General features: G+C 49.7%; 17 protein-coding genes. 13 read left to right on the top strand and 4 right to left on the bottom strand.

Annotated elements, in window-relative coordinates; genetic code table 11:
- Positions 1–39: 39 nt before the first annotated feature.
- A complete protein-coding gene (locus tag AC6I6H_RS10330; protein ID WP_497953680.1) occupies positions 40–573 on the bottom strand; it encodes a hypothetical protein in 534 nt (177 codons plus the stop codon).
- Between the two features lie 476 nt (positions 574–1,049).
- On the opposite strand from AC6I6H_RS10330, the gene AC6I6H_RS10325 reads away from it, so the two are divergent.
- A complete protein-coding gene (locus AC6I6H_RS10325; RefSeq protein ID WP_497953679.1) occupies positions 1,050–1,946 on the top strand; it encodes an SH3 domain-containing protein in 897 nt (298 codons plus the stop codon).
- Between the two features lie 446 nt (positions 1,947–2,392).
- Here the strand turns inward: AC6I6H_RS10325 and AC6I6H_RS10320 are convergent, their stop codons facing one another.
- On the bottom strand, positions 2,393–4,420 hold the full coding sequence (locus AC6I6H_RS10320; RefSeq protein WP_497953678.1) for an ABC-F family ATP-binding cassette domain-containing protein: 2,028 nt from the start codon (positions 4,418–4,420) through the stop codon (positions 2,393–2,395).
- Between the two features lie 320 nt (positions 4,421–4,740).
- Here AC6I6H_RS10320 and AC6I6H_RS10315 point away from each other — a divergent pair, with 320 nt between their 5' ends.
- The 5 genes from AC6I6H_RS10315 (at position 4,741) to AC6I6H_RS10295 (ending at position 10,088) form a co-directional block, all read left to right on the top strand.
- On the top strand, positions 4,741–5,379 hold the full coding sequence (locus tag AC6I6H_RS10315) for a 5-formyltetrahydrofolate cyclo-ligase (RefSeq protein WP_497953677.1): 639 nt from the start codon (positions 4,741–4,743) through the stop codon (positions 5,377–5,379).
- 102 nt (positions 5,380–5,481) lie between these two features.
- A complete protein-coding gene (locus AC6I6H_RS10310) occupies positions 5,482–5,982 on the top strand; it encodes a MogA/MoaB family molybdenum cofactor biosynthesis protein (RefSeq protein ID WP_497953676.1) in 501 nt (166 codons plus the stop codon).
- Between the two features lie 1,459 nt (positions 5,983–7,441).
- On the top strand, positions 7,442–7,723 hold the full coding sequence (groES, locus tag AC6I6H_RS10305) for a co-chaperone GroES (protein WP_497953675.1): 282 nt from the start codon (positions 7,442–7,444) through the stop codon (positions 7,721–7,723).
- Between the two features lie 122 nt (positions 7,724–7,845).
- Entirely contained in the window at positions 7,846–9,474 is a 1,629-nt protein-coding gene (groL, locus tag AC6I6H_RS10300; RefSeq protein ID WP_497953674.1) for a chaperonin GroEL, read from the top strand.
- Positions 9,475–9,746: 272 nt separating this feature from the next.
- Positions 9,747–10,088, top strand: a complete 342-nt coding sequence (locus AC6I6H_RS10295) for a DUF3243 domain-containing protein (protein ID WP_497953673.1) — start codon at positions 9,747–9,749, stop codon at positions 10,086–10,088.
- A gap of 119 nt (positions 10,089–10,207) precedes the next feature.
- Here the strand turns inward: AC6I6H_RS10295 and AC6I6H_RS10290 are convergent, their stop codons facing one another.
- Both AC6I6H_RS10290 and AC6I6H_RS10285 read right to left on the bottom strand, forming a co-directional pair.
- A complete protein-coding gene (locus AC6I6H_RS10290) occupies positions 10,208–12,655 on the bottom strand; it encodes an O-antigen ligase family protein (RefSeq protein WP_497953672.1) in 2,448 nt (815 codons plus the stop codon).
- Positions 12,656–12,797: 142 nt separating this feature from the next.
- Positions 12,798–14,396 carry an S-layer homology domain-containing protein gene (locus AC6I6H_RS10285; RefSeq protein WP_497953671.1) on the bottom strand — a complete coding sequence of 533 codons (1,599 nt, stop codon included), beginning with the start codon at positions 14,394–14,396 and terminating at the stop codon, positions 12,798–12,800.
- 390 nt (positions 14,397–14,786) lie between these two features.
- On the opposite strand from AC6I6H_RS10285, the gene AC6I6H_RS10280 reads away from it, so the two are divergent.
- The 7 genes from AC6I6H_RS10280 to AC6I6H_RS10250 are packed head-to-tail and all read left to right on the top strand — an operon-like array spanning position 14,787 to position 23,034.
- On the top strand, positions 14,787–15,593 hold the full coding sequence (locus tag AC6I6H_RS10280) for an ABC transporter permease (RefSeq protein ID WP_497953670.1): 807 nt from the start codon (positions 14,787–14,789) through the stop codon (positions 15,591–15,593).
- A gap of 25 nt (positions 15,594–15,618) precedes the next feature.
- Positions 15,619–16,905: an ABC transporter ATP-binding protein gene (locus AC6I6H_RS10275; protein ID WP_497953669.1), complete on the top strand. Its 1,287-nt coding sequence runs from the start codon at positions 15,619–15,621 to the stop codon at positions 16,903–16,905.
- A 35-nt stretch (positions 16,906–16,940) separates the two neighbouring features.
- Complete coding sequence (locus tag AC6I6H_RS10270; RefSeq protein WP_497953668.1) at positions 16,941–17,960, top strand: class I SAM-dependent methyltransferase; 1,020 nt, start codon at positions 16,941–16,943, stop codon at positions 17,958–17,960.
- A 6-nt stretch (positions 17,961–17,966) separates the two neighbouring features.
- A complete protein-coding gene (locus AC6I6H_RS10265; RefSeq protein ID WP_497953667.1) occupies positions 17,967–19,577 on the top strand; it encodes a hypothetical protein in 1,611 nt (536 codons plus the stop codon).
- Between the two features lie 10 nt (positions 19,578–19,587).
- A complete protein-coding gene (locus tag AC6I6H_RS10260) occupies positions 19,588–20,775 on the top strand; it encodes a glycosyltransferase family 2 protein (RefSeq protein WP_497953666.1) in 1,188 nt (395 codons plus the stop codon).
- A gap of 4 nt (positions 20,776–20,779) precedes the next feature.
- Positions 20,780–22,123, top strand: a complete 1,344-nt coding sequence (locus AC6I6H_RS10255; RefSeq protein WP_497953665.1) for a glycosyltransferase — start codon at positions 20,780–20,782, stop codon at positions 22,121–22,123.
- A complete protein-coding gene (locus tag AC6I6H_RS10250) occupies positions 22,123–23,034 on the top strand; it encodes an NAD-dependent epimerase/dehydratase family protein (RefSeq protein WP_497953664.1) in 912 nt (303 codons plus the stop codon). Before AC6I6H_RS10255 ends, AC6I6H_RS10250 begins: the two co-directional genes overlap by 1 nt.
- The last annotated feature ends 1 nt before the right edge of the window (position 23,035 follow it).

The raw sequence follows: 23,035 nt of genomic DNA, 5'->3' as shown, positions 1-23,035 counted from the left end.
AATAGCCTCTGTGGCAACCGTTAGAGTAGCCCGCCTTCTCTAGAGGATCATCGGGCCCGCCTTCTCTGGACTCGCAGGATCACCAGACGGGCTGTCCCCGAACTCGAGGATCATCGAGCCGGCGTTCTCTGAACTCGCAGGATCGCCACGCGGACTGTCCCCGAACTCGAGGATCATCGAGCCTGCGTTCTCTGAACTCGCAGGATCACCAGGCGGGCTGTCCCCGAACTCGAGGATCATCGAGCCCGCGTTCTCTGAACTCGCAGGATCACCAGACGGGCTGTCCCCGAACTCGAGGATCATCGAGCCCGCCTTCTCTGGACTCGTAGGATCACCAGGCGGGCTGTCTCCGAACTCGAGGATCACCGGGCTCGCTCTTCTCTGAACTTGAGGATCATCGAGCCCGCCTTTTCTGAATATTCCGAACCCTATGCCATGTTCCGCCGGCCCAAATTTCCCGATTTCCCGCCTCATCTGCACGTTCATTCCCTCATCCTCCAGAACGCGCACACCGAGCAGGACTAACCTTGTCCGCGTGACATTCGTGCATTCCCCTGGTATTTCTTTGAACATTCATCCTTCTCTTCCGCACTCCGCCGCCTGTCCAACGTTTATCGCACACCATCAAGCGCCCATTCTTCCTCCGTATGTGCGGAGTGCGAATCGCCATTCCACAAAATGAGCATAAACGCTCTTCCCTCCATACTACATGCTATGGAAATGCCTCATTCGCTGGACGCATGTCACGCCTCTTTTCATGGACGCATGACACGCCTCATTCGCTGGACGCATATCATGCCTTTTTCCATGGTCGCTTTCCATGCTTCTTTCCATGAACGCTTTCCATGCCTCTGTCACGGAAGCCCGTCTTTTTTCGCCGCGCAGGTTCTTCTTCCGCTAACCGGGTAAAAGTGACAAACCGCCTTGTCCCGCTATGTCGAAATCGAGACGGCCTGCGGAATGGCGCGGCTCCGCCTGAAACTTTTTCCTCTTCCCGTTCGTTATGTTAAGGAAAGGAAGAAACTGAATTTCACGGAGGGATTATCCACATGAGCACATACGGCTACGGAAGAAAAAGACACACACGCGGGCTTACTTATTCCGCACTTTTGACGGCTTTTATGCTTTCCGTTTTGCTGGCGGGCTGCGATTCGGGCGGAGCAAAGGAGACGGGAGCCGGTGTTTTGCCGACAGGCGAACAGACCGCTTCATCAACGGCAGCACCAGTTACCCCCGCACCGTCTGCGGCCCCTTCGGAGGCGGCAACCGCCTTGCCGGGAGGTGCGCCGGACCTGAACGGGGACGGCCAGCCCGATGAGCTGCAGTTTGAAGGCGAAAAAGGCGCCGATGAATTCTGGCTTCGTGTCGGCGAAGAAAGCTACCATGGCACCGGTTCAAATTTAACGGGCACTTACGACATTGTGGACATCGACAAGGCTTCTCCGCTTAAAGCGATTGCGGTTTACGAAGACGGTCCCAGCTCGGACCCGGTTGTGCATTACATTTTCTTCGACGCGGCAAAAGAGTTTTATTCCGTCGGGGAAGTCAGCGGAGAACCGGAGGACATTACGTATCACGGGGACGGAACGCTGACCACCTCGCATTACCGGGGGAATCTGCTGCAAACCTGGTTTTACAAAAAAACGTTCCGCCTCGAGCAGGAAAGCCAGCTGGTCGAAGTGCCGGCGGAGCTGTATGACATGAACACGCCAGTCACCCTGCTGCAGGACCTCCCTCTGGTCAAGGAGAAAAACGGAGACGAAGCAGGCCCTGTTCTCCGCAAAGGCGAAAAAGCGGTTATTTTGGCCTCCGACGATCAAGTGTGGTGCCTCGTTGAAAATGCGGCAGGCGAGCAGGGCTGGTTTGAGGTGGAGTCTTTTTCACGGATCAAGGCGCTTGGTGTCGAAGCCGGCGAAGTGTTTGAGGGACTTTCCTACGCGGATTAACGTTTGGATATGAGGCGCAGAAAGTCTGCGGGAGAAAGAAGTGCTGAAAAACGGAAACCCCATCCTCGCGCGAATGTGGACAAATTTATCCACACCCATTGTGGATAATGAGGATAACTAGAAAAAAAGCCGTAACTGTGAGCAATCCCGATGTGGATAATAAAAATGAGTAACGTGGAAGGCAAATATGTGGATAATGTGAACAACTGCCGGGATAACCGCAAAAAGTGTGAAATATCCGAGAGAATAGGGACGAGGAAATGGGGATAAACTTGTGGACAACAAGAATTGCTCCGCTCAGACAGCAAAACGCCGTCCGCTCAGGCATGCATAGAGGCTTGCTGACCCCAAAGTAGTCGCATGAAACGGGAATAGCCAAAAAAGGACCTCGAAATCCACAGCAAAGTGGAGAACGAGGTCCTTCCTTTTATTCGTCTACTTTCCGATTACCCTTCCAACAGGCTTTCCCACTCGGCAAAAACGGTTTCCAGCTCCGCATGCTTTGCTTCCAGCGCCGTGTTGGTTTCCTGTACCTTCACGTAATCGTTGTATACCTCCGGCGAAGCCAGATTTTCCTCGAGTGCGGCGATCTCTTCCTCCAGCCGGGCGATGTCCCGCTCCAGCTGCTCCAGCTTGCGCTGGCGGCTGCGCTCCTCGCGTTTGGCCTGCTTGTCGGCTTCGTAATCGCCGGTTCGTGCAGGCGCCATTCCGCCGGCTGCCGGTCGTGCGCCGGCCTCCTCACCGGCGGGGCGATTCCCGCCCGCTGGCGCCGCACCGCCGCCGGCCGTTCCGCCCCCGCGCACCGCGCCTCCGCCGGCGGCGGCTCCTTCGCCGGCGAGCTCCGCCGCGATTTCGGCCAGTTCTTTCTTTTTCTCGACGTAATCGTCGTAATTGCCCAGGTATCCGGTAATGCCGTCCGGATGAAGCTCCAGAATGCGCTCGGCCATTTTATTAAGGAAGTACCGGTCATGGGAAATAAAAAGCAGCGTTCCTTCGTAATCGATAAGCGATGCTTCCAGCACTTCCTTGCTGAAAAGGTCCAGGTGGTTGGTCGGTTCGTCCAGAATCAGCACATTGGCATTCAAAAGCATCAGCTTGGCCAGCGAGACACGCGCCTTTTCACCGCCGCTTAGAGCGGCTACTTTTTTGAAGACGTCTTCGCCGCTGAACAGAAAATTGCCCAATACAGTCCGAATGCGCGCTTCCTCCAGAAGGGGATAAGCGCTCCACAGCTCTTCAAGCACCGTGTTGTTCGGATTCAGGTCCTTCTGCTCCTGATCGTAATAGCCGAGCTTGACGTTCGTTCCCCACAGCAGCGAGCCTGTTTGCGGCTGCCGCTGACCGGTCAGCACCTTCAGCAGAGTGGATTTGCCGATCCCGTTGGGGCCGATGAGAGCGACGGTTTCCCCACGGTTCAGACGAAACGCCGCATTTCGGAAAAGCGGAGCGCCGTCTCCGAAGGAAACCGAGATTCCTTCGGCATGCAGCACGTCCTTGCCGGAGAGCCGGTCGATCTCGAAGGAAAAGGACGCCTTTTTGAGATCGCCGAGCGGCTTCTCCAGGCGGTCCATCTTTTCCAGCGCCTTGCGGCGGCTTTGCGCCCGTTTGGTCGTCGAAGCCCGCACAATGTTGCGCTGCACAAAATCCTCCATGCGGGCGATTTCGTCCTGCTGCTTTTCATACTGCTTCAGCTGCGATTCGTATTCGGTCGCCTTGAGTTCGATGTAACGGGAATAATTGCCCGTGTACCGTTTAGAAGCGTGCCGCTCGATCTCATAAATGGTTCCTACCAGAGCGTCCAGAAAATACCTGTCGTGGGACACGACCACAATCGCGCCGGGATACCCGCGCAGGTAATCCTCCAGCCAGGTCAGCGTATCGATGTCGAGGTGGTTGGTCGGTTCGTCCAAGAGCAGCAGATCGGGCTCGCGCAGCAGCATCTTGGCCAGGGCCAGCCTCGTCTTTTGTCCGCCGCTCAGCGTATCGATGACCGTGTCCTGGGGGAAGTCCCCGAACCCCATGCCGCTCAAAATGCCGCGGATTTTCGCTTCGATGCCGTAGCCGCCCTTTTCCCGGAACCATTCGGAACGCACGGCGTACCGGCTCATCGTTTCTTCATAGCGCTTCTCGTCGTGCGCCAGGGCGGGGTCGGCCATGGCTTCCTCCAGCCCGCGGAGTTCCTTTTCGACGGCCAGGAGCTCCGTAAACACCTCCAGCATTTCCTCCCGGATGGTGCTGCCCGAATTCAGGCCGCTGTTTTGGGCCAGATAGCCGATTGTCGTTTCTTTCGCTTTGTAAATTTCCCCGCTGTCATACGACATTTCCCCGGCAATAATTTGCAAAAAAGTCGATTTACCCGCACCGTTGACGCCAACAAGCCCGATCTTTTCCCGCTCATTGACCAGCATCGTTATATTGGTAAGTACGGCCCGTACGCCGTAATTCTTGCTGATGTTCACCGCTTGCAGCAGCATCGTTATGAATCCTCCACCATGATAATTGACTGTCTTCTTCTCTTCAGTTTACCTGAAACCGAACGAAAGCAGAAGCGGGGGAAACGGATGAAGGCAAAAAATCCTGCCGTCACGGCAGAAGCCGGTTCGCGAACGCAAAAGAACAATGCGGAAACCAGCCTTTTTTTTTCATAAAACGCTATGCTACAATAGAGGGTGGCAACCCTTGCTAGGAAACGCAGCAATTTGAAGCAGCCCGCACACGCGGGAACGGACGGAGCAGCGGCTGAAAACGGCATCCGCCGGTTTCCAGCCGGACTGCCGGAAAGGCGGGAGGTAGCATGCCGGCTGGAGAGCAAAAGGCGCTCTTGCGCCGCGAAATGCTGGACCGCCGTCAATCGCTCGCGCCGGAGGAGCATAAACGGCTTTCCCGGCTGCTCAGCGAGCGCCTGAAGGATACAATCGCATCTTTACGGCTTTCGGGGAGTGAAACGACGCTGGTCTTCTTTCCGTTTCCACCCGAAGCCGACATTTCGCCGGTTATCGAATGGCTGTGGGCGGAAGGAAGAACCGTAGCCGCACCGGTCACCCGCAAAGAGCCGCGGAGGCTGGAATGGCGGGTAGTGCGCGGATACGGTGACCTGCAGCCGGGCGTATGGGGAATCCGGGAGCCGTCAGCCGGCTGCCCTCTTCTCGAAGCCCCGGAGCGGGCCGGTCTGATTCTGCTGCCCGGGCTGGCTTTTGACCGGCTTGGCGGGAGGCTGGGGTACGGCGGCGGCTTTTACGACCGCTTCCTGGGCGGAGCGGACCCGGCAGCCGCATCCCGGCCGGAGGGGATCAAGCTTTCGCCCGCGTTCGGATTTCAGCTTGTGGAGCGCGTGCCGATGGAGCAGCACGACAGCCGGTCGGATCTGGTGGTAACCGAGTCGGAGACCGCTGCGTGCACGGACGCGGGACAAGCCGCTTTTGGAGCCGGATAGCGGCAATGCGGGCTGTGGCGGGCGGGTAACTTGTTCGCTGCTTGGCTTACGTTCAAAAACGTTCATTATACTTGTTTCATTTATAGAAAGCGAGGAGACACCATGCGCTGGAAAGTTGCGATTTTGACAGCCAGCGACAAAGGATCGCGCGGAGAGCGGGAGGATACAAGCGCTCAGGTGATCCGGGAAATCGTCGAAGAGGAGCTGGACGGGGAGATTGTGGAATATCGCGTCGTCCCGGATGAGAAAAGCGATATCATGGCCGCGCTGATCGAGATGGCGGACTATTACCGCGCCGATCTGATTCTGACGACAGGCGGCATCGGCGTGGCGCCGCGGGATGTCACCCCGGAGGCGACGCTCGACGTAGCCGACCGGCTGGTACCCGGCATTCCCGAGGCAATGCGGCAGGCTGCGCTTCAGCGGACGCCGTACGCCATGCTTTCCCGCTGCGTCGCCGTCATTCGGGGCAGCTCGCTGATCATCAACCTGCCGGGCGAACCGCGCGGCGTGCACGAAAGTCTGGCGGCGATACTCGGCGTTTTGCCGCACGCCCTCAGCATGCTTTCCGGCGAGGACGCGCATTTTACCGAGTATTTCTAAGGCCTCTGGAGGGTTGGTGGCGAGACGCTCATACGAGCCTTCAGGACCGGTCTGCCGGTTGCAAGGATTGGGTAGCTCGGACAAGACTGTTGATAAAGTAAGTCTGCACCCGCCGGAGAGAATCCCGTTGATTGAACAGCAAGCTAACCGAAGAAAAGTTTGTCGATTGCTCAGCAAGCTAACCGGGGAAAAGTTTGTCGATTGCTCAGCAACCTAACCGGAGAAAATCCTGTCGATAGAACAGCGGGGGAAGGGCTTGCCGATTGAGCAGCCAGTCACCGGAAAGAACCCTGTGGAGTGAACATTAGCGAGCCGCATAGAAGCTTGCCGATTAACAGCAAGCCCGAGAAAAGCTTGCCGATTATTGCCGATTAAAGGATAGTCGAAAAAATCCCGGCGATAAAAAAAGCTGTCGAAAAAGATTCCGTCGGCCGGAAAACTACGGAGAGGGTCAGCATTGGGAAGGCGAACCTTGGGTTCGCCTTTTTTGCGTCGTGAGATCTTGGTGGATTGCCCTGGTCCAAGGCGCCAAAGCTTCGGAACCTGCAGCCGTTATTCTACCCGAAAATAACGCAACTTCATCGTCTGTGGTGCCCGCCAGGGCATGGGTGGCTAACGGTTGCCACAGCGCTTATTCGCCCAAAAAACCCCTGTTTCCATTTCTAACGGTTGTGGAAGCGCTTATTTGCCCCAAAAAGACCAAAACTCTCCCTCTCCGAGCCAAATAAGCTCCGTGGCAACCGTTAGATTTTGAAACGTCTCGTTTTAAGCCAAATAAGCTCGCTGGCAACCGTTAGAATTTGTCCGGCCCCTTCCGGCGCCCCATGACCAAAGCTCCCGGCGCGTGATGGACATTGGACCACGGCATAGCCAAAAAATCCACCCCGAAATAACGCGACTTTATTTTCATTTTCTGTGGTGCCCGCCAGGGACCACCATTTGCGATCACTGTTCGCCACTCATGCCCGCCGGGACCACCATTTGCGTTCGCTGTTCGCCACCCACGTTTGCGGGAGAGTTCCTTTTCGGGCGATGCGCTTTTTCAAAGCTGGACTATGGCGGTGGTCAAGCAATAAAATTATTTTTTAGCAATCCCACTATCCGACGAAAAAAGCCCTCCTTGCTGAACCACCCCGCCTCGTAAGAGTTTATCATGAAGGGTTTTCCATGTTCCCGATAAAACATACATATAGCGCGGGATGAGAGCGATTGTCTCTATACAGGCCCAGTCCCTCAGGCTCGATGGGCGATTTTGTCCGTGTGAGCGGGGGGAGGCCGTTTTTTGCATGCCGCTTTCCGGTATGGTACAGTTAAGCAGGTTGGGACAGAGGGATTTTTTATGGTTTTACCCGCCACCCCCCTTGCAAAATGATGCCAAAAACCGTATCATAAGAATTGTTGTTAGCACTAAGCATGGTCGAGTGCTAAACGCTACATATCAAAAGGAGGCAGTTGTTCCATGATTAAACCTTTGGGCGATCGCGTAGTAATCGAGGCAGTGGCGAAAGAAGAAACCACCGCAAGCGGAATCGTGCTGCCGGATACGGCGAAAGAAAAGCCGCAAGAAGGCAAAGTCGTCGCGGTCGGAAGCGGCACCCTCAAAGACGGAGAACGCGTACCGCTGGAAGTCAAAGAAGGCGACCGCATCATCTTCTCGAAATACGCCGGCACCGAAGTGAAGTTCGAAGGCCGCGAACTGCTGATCATGCGCGAAAGCGACATCCTGGCCGTCCTGTCCTAATTGGCGTACGGAGCTGGCTGCACGCGCCGCAGGCTCCGCCGCAACGAAACTTACTCCGCAGGTAAAGCACGGCGGAACAGCCGCCGATAGATAACACTATTTTTCGGGAGGTATATTACGCTATGGCAAAAGATATTCAATTTGGCGAAGACGCGCGCCGCGCAATGCTGCGCGGGGTTGACGCTCTGGCAAACGCAGTAAAAGTAACACTCGGACCGAAAGGCCGCAATGTCGTTCTGGAGAAAAAATTCGGCAGCCCGTTGATCACGAACGACGGCGTGACGATTGCCAAAGAAATCGAGCTGGAAGATGCGTTTGAGAACATGGGCGCTCAACTGGTTAAAGAAGTCGCTACCAAAACCAACGACGTCGCCGGTGACGGAACGACGACCGCTACGGTTCTGGCGCAAGCGATGATTCGCGAAGGTCTGAAGAACGTAACCGCCGGTGCGAACCCGATGATCATTCGCCGCGGCATCGAGAAGGCCGTAAAAGCCGCTGTGGAAGAGCTGGCCCGCATCTCCAAGCCGATCGAAGGCAAAAACTCGATCGCGCAAGTTGCCGCCATCTCCGCTGCTGATAACGAGCTCGGCCAGCTCATCGCCGAAGCGATGGAGAAAGTCGGCAACGACGGCGTCGTAACGGTGGAAGAGTCCAAAGGATTTAACACCGAGCTGGAAGTCGTGGAAGGGATGCAATTCGACCGCGGCTACATCTCCCCGTACATGATCACCGACACGGACAAAATGGAAGCCGTTCTTGACGAGCCGTTCATCCTGATCACCGACAAGAAGATCTCCAACATCCAAGAGATCCTGCCGGTTCTGGAAAAGGTCGTCCAACAAGGCCGCCCGCTCGTCATCATCGCGGAAGACGTGGAAGGCGAAGCGCTGGCGACTCTGGTCGTCAACCGTCTGCGCGGAACGTTCACCTGTGTGGCCGTCAAAGCCCCGGGCTTCGGCGACCGCCGCAAAGCCATGCTGCAGGACATCGCCGCTCTGACCGGCGGTCAAGTGATCACGGAAGAGCTCGGTCTGGACCTGAAAAGCACGACGATCGAGCAGCTCGGCCGCACGCGCCAAGTTCGCGTGACGAAAGAGAACACGATCATCGTCGACGGCGCTGGCGACAAGAAAGACATCGGCGCACGCGTCGCTCAAATTAAAGCACAATTGGAAGAAACCACTTCCGAATTCGATAAAGAAAAACTGCAAGAACGCCTCGCCAAGCTCTCCGGCGGCGTAGCCGTCGTCAAAGTCGGCGCCGCTACGGAAACCGAGCTCAAAGAGCGCAAGCTGCGCATCGAAGACGCCCTGAACTCCACGCGTGCTGCCGTGGAAGAAGGCATCGTCTCCGGCGGCGGCACGGCCCTCGTGAACGTCTACAGCGCCGTTGCGGCGGTTGAAGCCGCAGGCGACGAGAAAACCGGCGTCAACATCGTGCTCCGCGCTCTGGAAGAGCCGGTTCGCATCATCGCCACGAACGCCGGCCAAGAAGGCTCGGTCATCGTCGACCGCCTGAAGAAAGAAAACCTTGGCGTCGGCTACAACGCCGCCACCGACGAGTGGGTCAACATGTTCGAAGCCGGTATCGTCGACCCGACGAAGGTAACCCGCTCCGCGCTGCAAAACGCTGCTTCCGTAGCGGCCATGTTCCTCACGACGGAAGCCGTCGTCGCCGACAAACCGGAAAAAGACAAACCCGCTATGCCCGACATGGGCGGCATGGGCGGAATGGGCGGCATGATGTAAGAAGGCGCCAACGCCTTCTGCATCAAGGGCTCCTGCTTGCGGAAAACATGGTATGACCACGCTTTGATCACACAAATAACAAGGAAGCCTCTCAGAAGTTCTATGAACTTTTGAGAGGCTTCTTTTTGTTTGGGGATAACAAGGCGGAAGCAGCGGGATTGGGGAAAACGAGCATAGCCATTTCGTACAACTTTAGAATTGGGGGAACATGGTTCATTCCGAAGCCTCAGGGTTAAATAGAAGGGAATTCCACTACAACAGGAGGTGCCATCATGACGGAAAAAAACCATGTGATCTCCAAAGACGGGCAGCTGAATGAACAGAAGATCGGCGAAGCAGTGGAACGAATGGGCAGCGATCGCAAAGACGAAGTCTTAAGCGATTTTGAAGGGTTTAAATCGTTTTTAGCCAAGCGCATCAAAATAGGCGAAAGCATCGGCCTCGGCGAAGAGCAGCTGGCTGTTGCAGCGGAAAAAGTCGCCGACTATCTGGCCGCCAAGGAAGCGCCCCGAAACAGCGAAGAGCGGCTTTTGCAGCAGCTCTGGCAGGTCGGCGAAAAAGACGAACGCCACGCTTTGGCCCATATGCTGGTGCGACTGGCGCAAGCGAACTAAGCCGGTTCCTCAACGATAAAGAAACGAAAACAGCGTCAACGGGAGTTGACGCTGCATGCGCACAAAAAAGCGGGCTTCCTTCCCCGGAAGGCCCGCTTTTTCCAATTTCCCGTTACGCGTTACTCCAAGGGCTCTTCCGCTGCCAGCGCTTCGATTTCCTCCGCTTCTTGCGGATCTCTGGCAATCAGCTTGTCGTACCAAGCCTGGTCGGATTGGCCTTGCTTGGAAAGGGCGGCCAGATAGGTGCGCAGCACCTGAACATTTTCCGGCTCCTCCAGATTGTCGCTCAGGAAGGGCTGCAGCATGGCGGAAGCTTCGGCATAACGGCCAAGCTTAAACTGGGACTGAGCCACCGGCAGCGCCATGTTGCGCGTTACATCCAGCGGATTGTAGATGGTGATAACGTCAGGAATTTTTTCGGTTTTCGCTTTCTGCGCCAGCACCTTTGCATGCAGCTCGATGGCTTTATCCCAGTGACGGATGGCTTCACCCGTCTCTCCCGCCGTTCCTGCCCGTTCGCCGAGAATGTAGTGCAGCGTCATGGCTCTTTCGTAATAAGCGGGCTGCCAGGGGTTGAGGTCAAGCTGTTTTTCGATTTGCGCCAAAGCTTCATCAAACCGTCCTTGCTTAACCGCCCAATTATATCGGTATTCAGGAGCTTCGATGAGGAAAGGCTCCCGCTTGTCCAGCGCCTGGAGAATCTCTTCTCCTTTTACCATATAGTCCGTGTTTTCTCCTTGCATGAATGCCTGGTTATATAAATTGGCCTTTAACAGCTTGTAATCCGTATTGGTCGGATGCAGCTTGGAGGCTCTGTCCAAATCGTTCATGGCGTCCGGCAGGTTAATCTGTTTGTTGGAAAGTGCCGCAAGAACCGGCTTTACGCTGCGGTGTCCCATGTACATCCGATAGGAAACGACTATCATCATTAGAGCCATAACGCCGACAAGAGAGGGATAAAGCCAACGGGTGCGCTCCCAAAACGAAGGCTTTGCCGGTGTATCGTCTCCGACGGGCTTTCGCGAAGCGGCAAATACCGCGCCCAGGCACAGAAACACCAAAGCGGAGATGAAGGCGTAGCTCATATCAAAATCGATAAAAGCATGTGCCAGCAAGGAGGCGGCCAGAATGAAAAATACCGTATACTCTCGTCCGGCCTGTTTCGCTTTCAGCACATGGCTCAGGAAGAGAACCAGAACAGCAAGAATAAAGCCGAAGACAATTACCGTTCCAAATAATCCGACATCGTCCAAGACCTGAATCAAGAAGTTATGTGACTGGCGGCTGGTGTAGGGATAACTCTGGTAGATATGATAAAGAGCGCTCCAACCACCGCCGCCGGTCCCGAAAACGGGATAGTCTTTGAAAATCTTCAATGCATCCTCGTAAAAATAACCTCTTTCCAGAACGCTGTGCTGGTTGAAATTAATGTTCCCAACCCGCTGAGCCACACTCTCCGGCAAAAGGTTCACCAGCGGAGTAGTGACGAGAAGAAGAACAACAACAGCACCCAGCACCACGGCAGCCAGTGGAAACCAAATATTCGAAAACCGAAGGCGCCCGATTTTATCCGCTGCTTTTGACAGGTAGCGTTCCGTCAGCCAGTCAATGCCGACGGCCCCCACTGCAGCAAGAGCCGAAACGGCAAGGAGAATTCCCCAGGATTGAAGCATAAGGCCTTGCTCGTAAGCTTCCTGAAGCTTCAGGCCGTTTGAATTGGTCACGTTGGTGATCGCCAATGCAGCGACTCCGGAAAGCAGCAGGATGAGGGTTGCCTTAATCTGACGGTCAAAGCGCAAGAACAGCAAAACGAAAATAAAAAGGACCGGAAACACCACAAGACCGCCCCGCGACAGCGTGAGGAAAAGAGAAACAAAGGACGGCACCAGGAAACAAGCATGGTAGAAGACGCCTTTGCGTGTCGTGGAAGTGGCGCTCAAGTAGACCGCGGCCAAAAGGACCGCTAGCAAAAAGCCGGCGTATGTATTCGCATACGTAAAGATCGAGGTCAACCGAATGCCGGTCCCGTCATTGACGATGATTCCAGGCCTTGTAATGTTGGCGAACCAGTTCAGCATGCCATAAAGCACAATTAGATATCCGGAGAGCATAAGCCCTTGAGCCAAAACATTCGCTCCCGATTTATTCCGCGCCAGTACAGCTCCAATCAGGAAAAAGGCGGCGAACATCAGCTGCAAATAAGCTCCCTGCAGGGACATGAAAACGGAGACGCCCTGAAAAACCGAGATAAAGTAGGAGAGCGGAATCAGCCATACGGCCAGCAGCAGGTAGTCGCTTTTTTGCCGGATGGAGAAGAAAAAGTAGTAATAGAAAGAGAGCACAAGCAAAGCAAGAAAGACAAAGGTTAAAGCGATATAGAGCGGGCCTTGAAAAGAGATCGCCATTTGCGGGTTGAACTCGTTGCGGTTGGAAAGGAAGAGACCTTTCGAATAAGGGGCGATCAGGAAAAACAACAGCGTAAAACACATCAAGCTCCAGTACAAAATTGACGAACGTTGGGGATCCTGCCGGGAAGCGGCTAACCCGGTTTGCTTATTGCGGCTCATAATCGGCTCCTTCAAATAACAAAAGATTTCATACGAAAAGCCCGAAGTCGAGCTTTATTCCAATCTTATGACATCGTTTCCTATTAAGCAATGAAAAAGAGGCTGTCTTCTGTCGAAGACAGCCTCTTTTGAGTCCTTAGGCTCAGTTGATGAACTCTGCTTTGTGCAGGAAGTGGGTGAGAAGGGTTGCCGCTTCGGCGCGGGTCGTATTCCATTCGCTCTTCAGAGCGGTCGGCGATACGCCCAGCACGATGCCGGATTTAATGGCGGCGGCAAGCTTTTCTTTTGCCCAGCCGGAAACTCCCGCAGCGTCGTTGTACGGCGCATACAGAGAAGTTTGCTCGGCGGCCGTTACCGTAACTTCCTTATCAACGAAGGCGAGGGCGTTCACGATGATAACCGCTGCTTCTTCGCGTGTAATCTTGGCGTTCGGTTGGAACGTGTTGTTGCCGTAGCCGGAAACGAGTCCGGTCGCGGCAGCCGAGTTTACGGCATCCGCATACCACGCGGTGGATGCGACATCCGTAAAGCCGGCGGAAGAAGCGTCATTCACTTTCACGCCGAGCGCGTTAACAAGCAGCGCGACAAATTCGGCGCGGGTGATGTTGTTCTTCGGCTGGTAAGTACCGTTTTCGTATCCGGCAATTACCTGTTTGTTGGCAAGCGTTTCAATGAAGTTTTTGGCCCAGTGGGTCGAAACGTCACTGAAGGTCTTGTCGGAAGCAATCGCCGTGTACACGGAGTTGCCGATTCGTTTCAGCGTCAAAACCGTTTGGTCTCCATCCTGCGAGAAGACGGAAGGCACGAAGGTCAGCTCGCCGTTCGCAAACAGAACACCCGTAGACTGATCCGGAACGATCTGGCTAAACGGCTTGTCGATGTTGATCGTGCGCAGCGTGTACGTATTTCCGAAGTCGACCGGAATCGCCGTTTTGCCGGGGGCTTCCGCCAGGACTTCAAACTCTACGCCGTTCGTCAGAACCGTGCTGTCGCCGTAGGTAGCCGCGACAATCGCGGATTGCGTTGCCGCATCCACTTCCTCGATGGTCACGCGAATCAGCAGATCGCTCGTCGTCACGCCAAGCTTGGTTGCCAATGCTTGAGCATTCAGCAGACCGAGCGGAAGCGTGTAGGAGCCGGTATCATTTTGCACCTTCAGCGTTCCGTTCCCCGTAAGGGCGGAAGCCGGAAGAAGAACAAAATCGCTGGGGATGTCGAGCACTGCGTTCTGGCTGCCGGAAATCAGCTTAGCCAGATCGCTAGCATTGGCCTTACCGTCCGCACCGATGGCCACATTTCCGCCAGTGGTCGGCGGGAAGTAGATGGGGCCTCCTGTGTAAGGGGGGAGAGGAGTCTTGTAGACGGCAGAAGGAACGTCGACAAGCTTGACACCCTCGTCGTCATAGACAGCCAGCCAAACCGGATTGTAAGTATTGTAGGTTACACTGGTAACCGAGACAGGATCCCGGAAGGTGTAGCGGTAACCTTTTCCTTCTTCATAGTAATTGTCATAAGTAGCTTTAATTGCGCTGATGAAAGTCCCGTCTTCCTCATACACCGATACAAAAACGGTGTTGGCCTCCTCCGGTTCTTCATCTAAGTACACGGCTCCGCTTACAACCCCATCGCTGCTGTATTGTACATTTTCAAAGTCAGCAAATGCAAGAGCAGGCAAGAGAATCGAAAGCATCAAAAGCGTGGCCAAAAGCCCGGATGTTTTCTTAACAACAGTGCTCTTCAACAAGGTGACACTCCTTCCATAGGAACTACTATCATTGTTTGTATTGCTTTTTGTTGTATCCATTGTTTCACCTCCTATCCCAACTCTAGTATCTCAAGGGCATCCTTGAGATAATTTGTCTTTTTGTGGGAAAGACTTTACTATTATAGCATATTGCAAGCTTGACTTCATAATCCCTTAATCCATAGTTTCCCAATATAGTACTTACTCAGGTTTAGTATGTTTGAATCGGAAATTATGACCGGGAAGCAAATTTATGGAATGGTTGGAGAAAGAAAACGAGGAATTGTTCCTTAAAAGTAAGAGGTGTGATAAACTTATAAACTGATAATTGTGGATTGCTGGCTGCTTTCGTAATGCTATTCTTGTACTCAGAGGAGTTTTATGGGAATGAATACCTTTTCGTCATCAATAAAAAGTAAGTCCCTGTACAGGAACTTGATTGTTCAATTTATTAAAAGAGACATTTCAACCAAATATAAAGGCTCCCAGTTAGGCTTTTTATGGTCGGTTTTGAATCCTCTTTTAATGTTGACGGTTTACACTTTTGTTTTTAGTGAAATTTTCCAGGCGCGCTGGAGCGCGGCATCCTCCAATAAGATGGAGTTCGCCATGATTATTTTTACCGGAATATTAACCTACAATATTATGTCGGAAGTTTTGGTTCGTTCCCCCGGTATTATTTTGAGCAATTCAAATTATGTGAAGAAAGTGGTTTTCCCTCTTGAAATATTCCCGATCGTCCTAATTGGTTCTGCGTTAATTCAAAATTTGATTGGATTCGTTATCTTGATTATCAGTCTAGCTATCTTTTTGGGTGTAATTAACGTTACACTTTTTTTACTTCCTCTGGTATTAATTCCTCTTGTTCTCATAACGATGGGGCTAAGCTGGATGCTTTCGGCACTGGGGGTTTATCTTCGGGATATATCGCAAGTAGTAGGTGTAGCTGTGCAAGCGTTAATGCTCCTCAGCCCAATTTTTTATCCTATTGAATCAGTTCCGGAAGAATTGAAGGTCGTCTATAACTTAAACCCCGTTGGCTTTGTGGTGGAAGATATGAGAAGGATTGTTATATGGGGGGAAATGCCGAATTGGCATTGGCTTCTTGTTGGTTCGATAATCGGTTTGATCATCTCTATGGTCGGATACTTTTTCTTTAAGAAAAGCAAAAAAGGTTTTGCAGATGTTATTTAACGCAAGATAACGAGGTGTCCATATAATGAGTAATGGAAATTCCATTGAGGTCAGTAATTTGAGCAAAGCATATAAAATATACGAGAAACCGCATGATCGTCTTAAACAAAGTATCTTTCGAGGGAAAAAACAATTCTATAAAGAATTTTGGGCACTCAAGGATGTTTCTTTCTCCATTCTAAAGGGCAGAACCGTGGGAATCATTGGACGCAACGGTTCAGGGAAGAGCACGCTTCTTCAAATGCTAGCCGGTATTTTGGAGCCGACCGGCGGAATGAAAAGAGTGGAAGGAAGGATTGCGGCCCTGCTAGAGTTAGGAAGCGGGTTCAATCCGGACTTTACTGGAAGGGAGAACATCTATCTTAACGGGGCTATTCTGGGGATCGGCAAAGAAGAAATGAACAATAGAATGGAGGAAATTTTGGAGTTTGCCGAGATTGGGCCATTTGTGGACCAACCAGTAAAAACCTACTCCTCCGGAATGTTTGTAAGATTAGCCTTTTCGGTGGCGATTAGCGTTTCACCCGATATTCTAATTGTCGATGAAGCTTTGGCTGTTGGAGATTCCCGGTTTCAATTGAAGTGCTTCGAGCGGATAAAATCAATTCAAAAAGCAGGGGCTACGGTACTGCTGGTTTCTCATGATCTTCAATCCATCAGACAGTTCTGCGATGAGGTGATGCTGTTTGATAAAGGAAGACTCCTTGAACAAGGAGAACCAAATACAATTGTTAATCATTATACTAAGCTCTTGTTTTCATCCGAGCGCAACGAATTGAAAGAGCTTGATACACCAAAGGACTCAGATCCAATTGTAAATTCAGCCCAGCAAGTCGAACAGAGTGAATATCGTTACGGAAATGCGAAAGGGTATATCGATTCTTTTACGATAAAAAATCAAATGGGTCTGTCTCAAACCATATTTACTTCCGGGGAACAGGTTGCCATACAGATGTGTGCCAGAGCAGAAAAATTTGTTGAGAAACCCATTTATGCTATGACAATAAAAACCGTAAAGGGTTTGGAGGTTTACGGAACAAATACTTATTTCCAAGACATGCCCTTTAAATCATTAAATGAAAGCGAATCAGTCATGGTTGAATTTACTCAAGAGCTTAATCTGATTCCTGGGGATTACTATTTCTCTTTTGGTTTTGTGGAATTGGAGAATGATGAAATTGTACCGCTTGACCGGCGATATGACGCTCTTGAAATTAAGATTTTGCCGCGAGGAAAGGATCGAAGCTTCGGTTACGCAAACCTTCACACCAAAATCAGCGTTGAAAATTTAAAAATGACCGGAAACGAATAACTTCTTTACATTCTTATAGTTGATGAGGCGATCAAATGGTTATTAGAGATGTTATCGATCCCCTGGATGAAAAAGTTGTTATTTTGTCCGACAAAAGAGCAGTTGAGGACGATTATCAAGGGACCTATACCGATTTAAGTAGCGAGGAGGAACTTGCTGTTATCCAACAGCTGCAAGAGAAACCTTGGACACAGGTTGTAGCTGAGCAATATGCCGAAACATCCAGTTGGCTCTATCAGATTATAACGGATCTGGGCAGGGACGCTTTTCTGGAAGTCTTGTCTCTCCCTAAAGACGGGGTGTTTCTGGATGTCGGTTCTGGTTGGGGACAAGTTTCAGTTCCATTAGCACGACATGGGCATACAGTCGCTTTAGATTTAACCCGAAATCGGCTCGATATTCTAGAAGAGATTGAAAAGCAAGAAAAAGTTGAAATCATGAAGGCGCAGGGCAATTTTCTTACGTTTCCCTTTTCCAAAACAACCTTCGATCTTATCGTTTTTAACGGGTCTCTAGAATGGATCGGCGTTGGACGGGATAAACAGGAAACAATTCGGGCTGTACAGATTAAAGCTTTGTCCAAAGCCAAAGAATTGTTACGAAATGACGGGGAAATATACATAGGAATTGAAAACAGTCTTGGATTAAAATATCTGTTAGGGGCACCCGACGATCATACGGGTATTCCATTTTTGCCGTTTATGGCTGAAGCGGAAGCAGAGGAAATGTATTTGGCCGCAAATCAAGGGCAGCTGCCGGCGAAAACATGGAGTTTAAAAGAATATAAAGACATGGCCTTTGAAGCGGGTCTTGAAGTTCACAAAGTGTATGCCTGCTTTCCCGATTATAAAATCATACGAAATATGGTTGAATTGAAAGACGTCAATCAATTTATTCAAAAGGACCGCTTGGCTTCAAATGAACACTCCGGCATTGATGGAACGCGTTTGAGCTTCAATAAGCAGCTGGATGCTTTGTATAAACTATTGAGCTACAATGGGGTCGCGCATTTTTTTTGTCCGTCTTACGGATTGATTATGAAACCGAAGGGTTGACACCAAATGGGAATAAAGAATGCATTACTACATTCCGGTGTTTGTACAGAAAGCGAACTTAGGGATATCGAAATCAATCTCTCCATAAGCGACGGTACCCGGTCGAGAGATGCGCAAAGTTATCGTTATTTTGTCAGCCTAAATGATAATATGTTGTGTTCCGTCAAAAAAATCAAGAAAAACGGTTTCTTTGATGTTCATATGTTACTGGAAACCCAAAAGCAATACCGCTCACTGAATCCATTCACTGCACCCGAAATTATCGGAGTATACGAGAATGATCAGCACTATGTCTACCTTGTAGAAGAGTACATTGAAGCAAGCTGCACCCTTGAAGATATGGCAGCAAGAGGGCTTGCTTATCTGGAGGATGCTAATAAAAAAATTAGCGAAATCTATGAGCATGTGGCGCACATTGATGTACCGGAGCATTTGATTCCTGCCGTGCAAAACGAGGTCAATGAATGGTACCAAGCATGCGAATTGCTGTCGCTTCCAGATGAAGTGAAAGAAAGAACAATGCAACTGGTAAAAGACAATCTCAAAGATTTAATTTGGAAAGAAGTTTGGACTACACGAGATATTATTCCGAGAAATGTGCTTGTTATGAAAGACAAGATATACATTGCCGATTATGATCTCAGCCGTGTTACCCATTTTTTTTGGGTTGATATCCTCCGGCATAATTATTATTCGCAATGTAAAATTGATCTTAAGATCTTCAAAACCAGCATTAAGCTTGACGAACGCATCTACAAGTATTTATTTCAGCTAAGCGAAGTATACCTGCAGAGCCGGATTGTAAGTCCCGGACGCTTTCTTGTTGAAAAGGTCCCTAAGCGCCGGGAAACGTTACTTTTGGCTGATGCATTGTTTCATACTGAGTTTGCAGATATGGATACGATTGTTGAGAAGATAACACCGGTTGCCCCCATTAACAAATTGCAAGTTTTCTGGAGCGAGGACGACTTTTTTAAAGAAAGTAACTCAATCGTCATGCCTTTATCCAGGGACGGAAGCTGGTGCTCTTTTACCATTCCCGTATCGGCCAAACAAGGGAACTCTCTTCGCATTGACCCGGGAAACGAGATGTCGGTTATTGAAATAGATAAATTGCAAATTCAGAAAAACAATAAAGTAACCGATATTTTAAAGAAACCTTTTCTGGCCAGAACAAGTAATATGATCAGGTTGAAAAGGGAAGGACACAATGAGTCACTTGCTTATTTTTGCTATAACAATGATCCGCAAATCTTATTCTTCAACAATATAGATGGGGACGACGAGCAAACGACAGTTGCAATTCGGCTTCGTATATTTCCGGATTACCAGCGCTACTTAGAGAGTTATTTTGAGGACCTGAATAAAAATATCAATCATTTGAAATCTAGCTATGATGCCGCGGTATTGAAAAAATCCCAGGTGGATGCAGAATTGTATGAACTGAAGTCGACATGGGATCTGCTGAATCAGCGCATAAATGTTTTACAAAGTGAAAAAGAGCGTACGGAGCAGCAGCTTAATCAAGCCCAGACAGAAATCGAAATGCTGAAAAGCACATTTTCCTGGAAGCTAACCAAACCTCTACGTACCATAAGAAATGCTTTGAAAAGGTGATGAAGTTGAAATGAATTTCGCGGGAGTTAGTATTGTTGTTCCCACCTATAATGGTGGGGAGATTTTCAAAAAAAGTATGGAAGCCCTTCTTAAACAGGATTATCAGGGTGACAAGCAAATCGTTGTTATTGATTCCGGGTCAACCGACGATACTCTGCAAATCGCAAAGCAAGCAGGTGCCGAAATTACACAGATTGAACAAAAAGATTTTCATCACAGCAGAACGAGAAATTTGGCTGTTCAAAAAACAAAATACGAGAACATTGTGTTTCTGGTCCAGGATGCCATTCCCTTCGATCAAGCATGGCTAAGTAATCTTGTAGAGTCCTTAACAAACTATGATGTTTCAGCTGTATATGGAAAACAAGTTCCGCATGAGGATGCGGAGTTGTTTGCACGATTTGAGGTGGATTATCATTCCGCCTATCTTGGAGAAACGCCATACGTACAAAAAATTAACAACATGGACGAATTTCATCAGCTAACCTATGATGAAAGTTTGCGCAATATACGATTTGATAATGTTTGTGCAATTTACAAAAAAGGCGCCTTAATAAAGACCCCTTTTCCTGATGTACCCTTTGGGGAAGACATGGCATGGGCTTTTGAAACCCTTAAGCATAGGAATGCTGTATTGTACCAACCTGAAGCGAAAGTGTTCCATTCCCATAATCGAAGTCCACAATACCGCTTTCGGCGGGCGATTATTGATACGGTGGTTTGTGCCCAGACACTTGGCAGGACGCGTCAAGACCTTTCTTCCTTTACATATGCCGATTTGCTTTATCTTTCCGAAACAACAGAGGAGTTGGTGCAAAAGCATATCGGCGATCTGAAAAACCAATCGACTGATCAGGTTTCTGTTGTCGTGAAACGAAATATTTCACAATTGATAAGATTACCCCTAGTTAAAAAGATCGCTTGGATGCTTTTAAAGCAAATGCGCAGCAATCATTTTAAAAAAGCCGCTCTTCAGGCGGTTCTCGTTTCTTTTGATAATCATATCCGGTTTGTTTTGAATTATATTAGAGACCGATACGACAATGTAACAAATGAGGAATTACGCCAAGTAATTGAACAACTGTCCGGCTCAATGCAAGGTAATTTCTATGGAGAAGTCTATGCGAGTTACTTGCTAAAAGGCGAAGCTCCATCTCAATTAAGCACCTTCATCCAAGAGAATACAAAGGGGGTATAAGGAGTTGGCTAGGATTTTGCTTGCTTGTCATCAATTTTTCCCCAGATTCTATACGGGAACCGAAGTGCTGACGCTTGAAACGGCGGAGGAGTTGAGAAGGCGTGGACATGAAGTGAAAATCTTGGCCGTTGAACCCATACTTCCTGGAGATACGGTACCGGAAAAGGTTTCTATTCGTGAGGAATCCTATAGAGGATTTCAAGTATGGAAGATGATACTTCCCGATAAGGAAAATCAAATCCAAAGACTGGATTTTGAATCAGATGATCCTACTTTGATGGAGCCTTTTGATTGTATACTGGACGAGTATCAACCGGATATAGTCCATGTTTTTCATCTGATGAGACTTACGCGATCGTTCGCAAGCCGAGTAAAAAAGAGAAACATAAAGCTTTACTTTACCGCTACCGATTTTTGGATGCTATGTCCAACCTATCAATTAATTCGCCATAACGATAAATTGTGCAAAGGGCCAAAGGCTGATCGTTGTATGTCATGCATGGTATCCGCTTATGCGAAAGGGCTTCAGCCTGTCCCTGCCAAGTTCAAGCTCGCAATCAAATTTCCGAAGCTGGCGTCTGCCGTCAACTCATCCTCCTGTAAGTGCTATAAGATACTGAAACAAAGAAAAACAAGAAGTAGAAGCTGTTTTGAAATGTTTGACGGTGTGATTTGGTCGAATCCTTTTATCCAGAAAATGTTCCATTTAAACGGACTGCGTAACAACAATGAATACATCCTTCCCTTTCCTATACCGGAAGACTCTCGAAGGATGGTGGATCTTCCTGCTTTAAAGCCTAAGAGTAGCTTGAAGGTATCCTTTATCGGAACGATGAGGTCTTCTAAAGGGCCTCATATTCTTTTGCAAGCGGCTAAATTAGTGGACAACCGCAAGATTCATTTTGACTTCTGGGGTACATCGGACGATGAGCAATACATCAACAGCTTAAAGAAACAAGCTTCAGACATGACCAATGTTCATTTTAAAGGAGTATTCGCCCAATCAGATTTTCCAGAAGTGCTGAAAGATACGGATGCAGTCGTTATTCCTTCTATTTGGTATGAAAATACTCCCCTAACTGCTCTTTCCGTTCTTGCGGCAAAACGGATTCTAATTGTGTCCGATTTGGGCGGCTTATCCTCGCTGGTAGAACACGGGGTTTCAGGATACCGGTTCCCGGCAGGTGATTCCAGAGCCCTGGCTAATATTTTGAGTGATTTAGAACAATCCAAAGGAGAATTGGGGAAAATAACTTCGAATATTATGCCACCTTTGTTCATTGGACCTTATATAGATCAAATCATTAAGAATGTATGGAAAACGGATACTCTCGTGGAGGTAGAATGATGAACTGCCTGGTTCTTGGCGGCGGCGGTTTTATTGGCTCGCATTTGGTGAAAAAGCTGATCGAAGAAGGTCATAAAGTACGTGTCTTTAGCAAACAACTGCCGGAAAAAACTGCTTCAGGCGCTGAATGGTACGAAGGGGACTTTAATAATGCCGAGTTGGTCAATGATGTTCTGAATGACATAGACATGGTTTATCATCTAATCAGCACGACTTTGCCGAAAACATCAAATGAGGACATTGTTTATGATCTTCAAACCAATGTTATACCGACTATTCAACTTCTTGAGATGGCAGTAAAAAAGCGAGTGAAAAAAATTGTATACTTCTCTTCGGGAGGAACAGTTTATGGTATCCCAAAGGTATTGCCGATTACCGAAGAGCATCCGACCAATCCTATTTGCGCATACGGAATACATAAATTGGCGGAAGAAAAATATATCGCGCTCTTTCATTATCTGCACAACTTGGATTATGCCATCTTGAGGGTATCCAATCCTTATGGAGAGGGGCAATCCATTAGTAAAGGGCAAGGAGCTATCGGCATATTTTTGGATAGAGTGCTGAACAAGAAACCTATTGAAATATGGGGAGACGGCTCTGTGGTGCGAGATTATATTCACGTATCTGATGTAGTGAAGGCAGCTGTAATGGCTGCAGCTTATAAAGGGGAGAAAAAAATCTTTAATATCGGGAGCGGAGAAGGCGTATCTTTACGTAAGGTCATTGAAACAATTCAAAGTGCAGTAGGTTATTCCACAGAAATTACGCACCGTGAGTCTCGTTCGTTTGATGTACCTTCCAATATTTTAGATATTCGGACGGCTCAAAACGAATTAGAGTGGACACCTGTCATTGGTTTGGGGCCGGGAATAACTCAAATGGTGCAGAAAATGGACGAAGAATTGTGAG

Source organism: Gorillibacterium sp. sgz306347, assembly GCF_059735245.1.
Note: the sequence above shows the minus strand (reverse complement) of the source record. Positions and strands in the feature narration are given on the sequence as shown.

Coding starts and splice junctions, on each gene's coding strand:
- AC6I6H_RS10260 (WP_497953666.1), top strand. CDS start 19,588: ATGAATTTCGCGGGAGTTAGTATTGTTGTTCCCACCTATAATGGTGGG.
- AC6I6H_RS10280 (WP_497953670.1), top strand. CDS start 14,787: ATGAATACCTTTTCGTCATCAATAAAAAGTAAGTCCCTGTACAGGAAC.
- AC6I6H_RS10270 (WP_497953668.1), top strand. CDS start 16,941: ATGGTTATTAGAGATGTTATCGATCCCCTGGATGAAAAAGTTGTTATT.
- AC6I6H_RS10295 (WP_497953673.1), top strand. CDS start 9,747: ATGACGGAAAAAAACCATGTGATCTCCAAAGACGGGCAGCTGAATGAA.
- groL (WP_497953674.1), top strand. CDS start 7,846: ATGGCAAAAGATATTCAATTTGGCGAAGACGCGCGCCGCGCAATGCTG.
- AC6I6H_RS10265 (WP_497953667.1), top strand. CDS start 17,967: ATGGGAATAAAGAATGCATTACTACATTCCGGTGTTTGTACAGAAAGC.
- AC6I6H_RS10290 (WP_497953672.1), bottom strand. CDS start 12,655: ATGAGCCGCAATAAGCAAACCGGGTTAGCCGCTTCCCGGCAGGATCCC.
- AC6I6H_RS10320 (WP_497953678.1), bottom strand. CDS start 4,420: ATGCTGCTGCAAGCGGTGAACATCAGCAAGAATTACGGCGTACGGGCC.
- groES (WP_497953675.1), top strand. CDS start 7,442: ATGATTAAACCTTTGGGCGATCGCGTAGTAATCGAGGCAGTGGCGAAA.
- AC6I6H_RS10275 (WP_497953669.1), top strand. CDS start 15,619: ATGAGTAATGGAAATTCCATTGAGGTCAGTAATTTGAGCAAAGCATAT.
- AC6I6H_RS10330 (WP_497953680.1), bottom strand. CDS start 573: ATGTTCAAAGAAATACCAGGGGAATGCACGAATGTCACGCGGACAAGG.
- AC6I6H_RS10250 (WP_497953664.1), top strand. CDS start 22,123: ATGAACTGCCTGGTTCTTGGCGGCGGCGGTTTTATTGGCTCGCATTTG.
- AC6I6H_RS10310 (WP_497953676.1), top strand. CDS start 5,482: ATGCGCTGGAAAGTTGCGATTTTGACAGCCAGCGACAAAGGATCGCGC.
- AC6I6H_RS10315 (WP_497953677.1), top strand. CDS start 4,741: ATGCCGGCTGGAGAGCAAAAGGCGCTCTTGCGCCGCGAAATGCTGGAC.
- AC6I6H_RS10325 (WP_497953679.1), top strand. CDS start 1,050: ATGAGCACATACGGCTACGGAAGAAAAAGACACACACGCGGGCTTACT.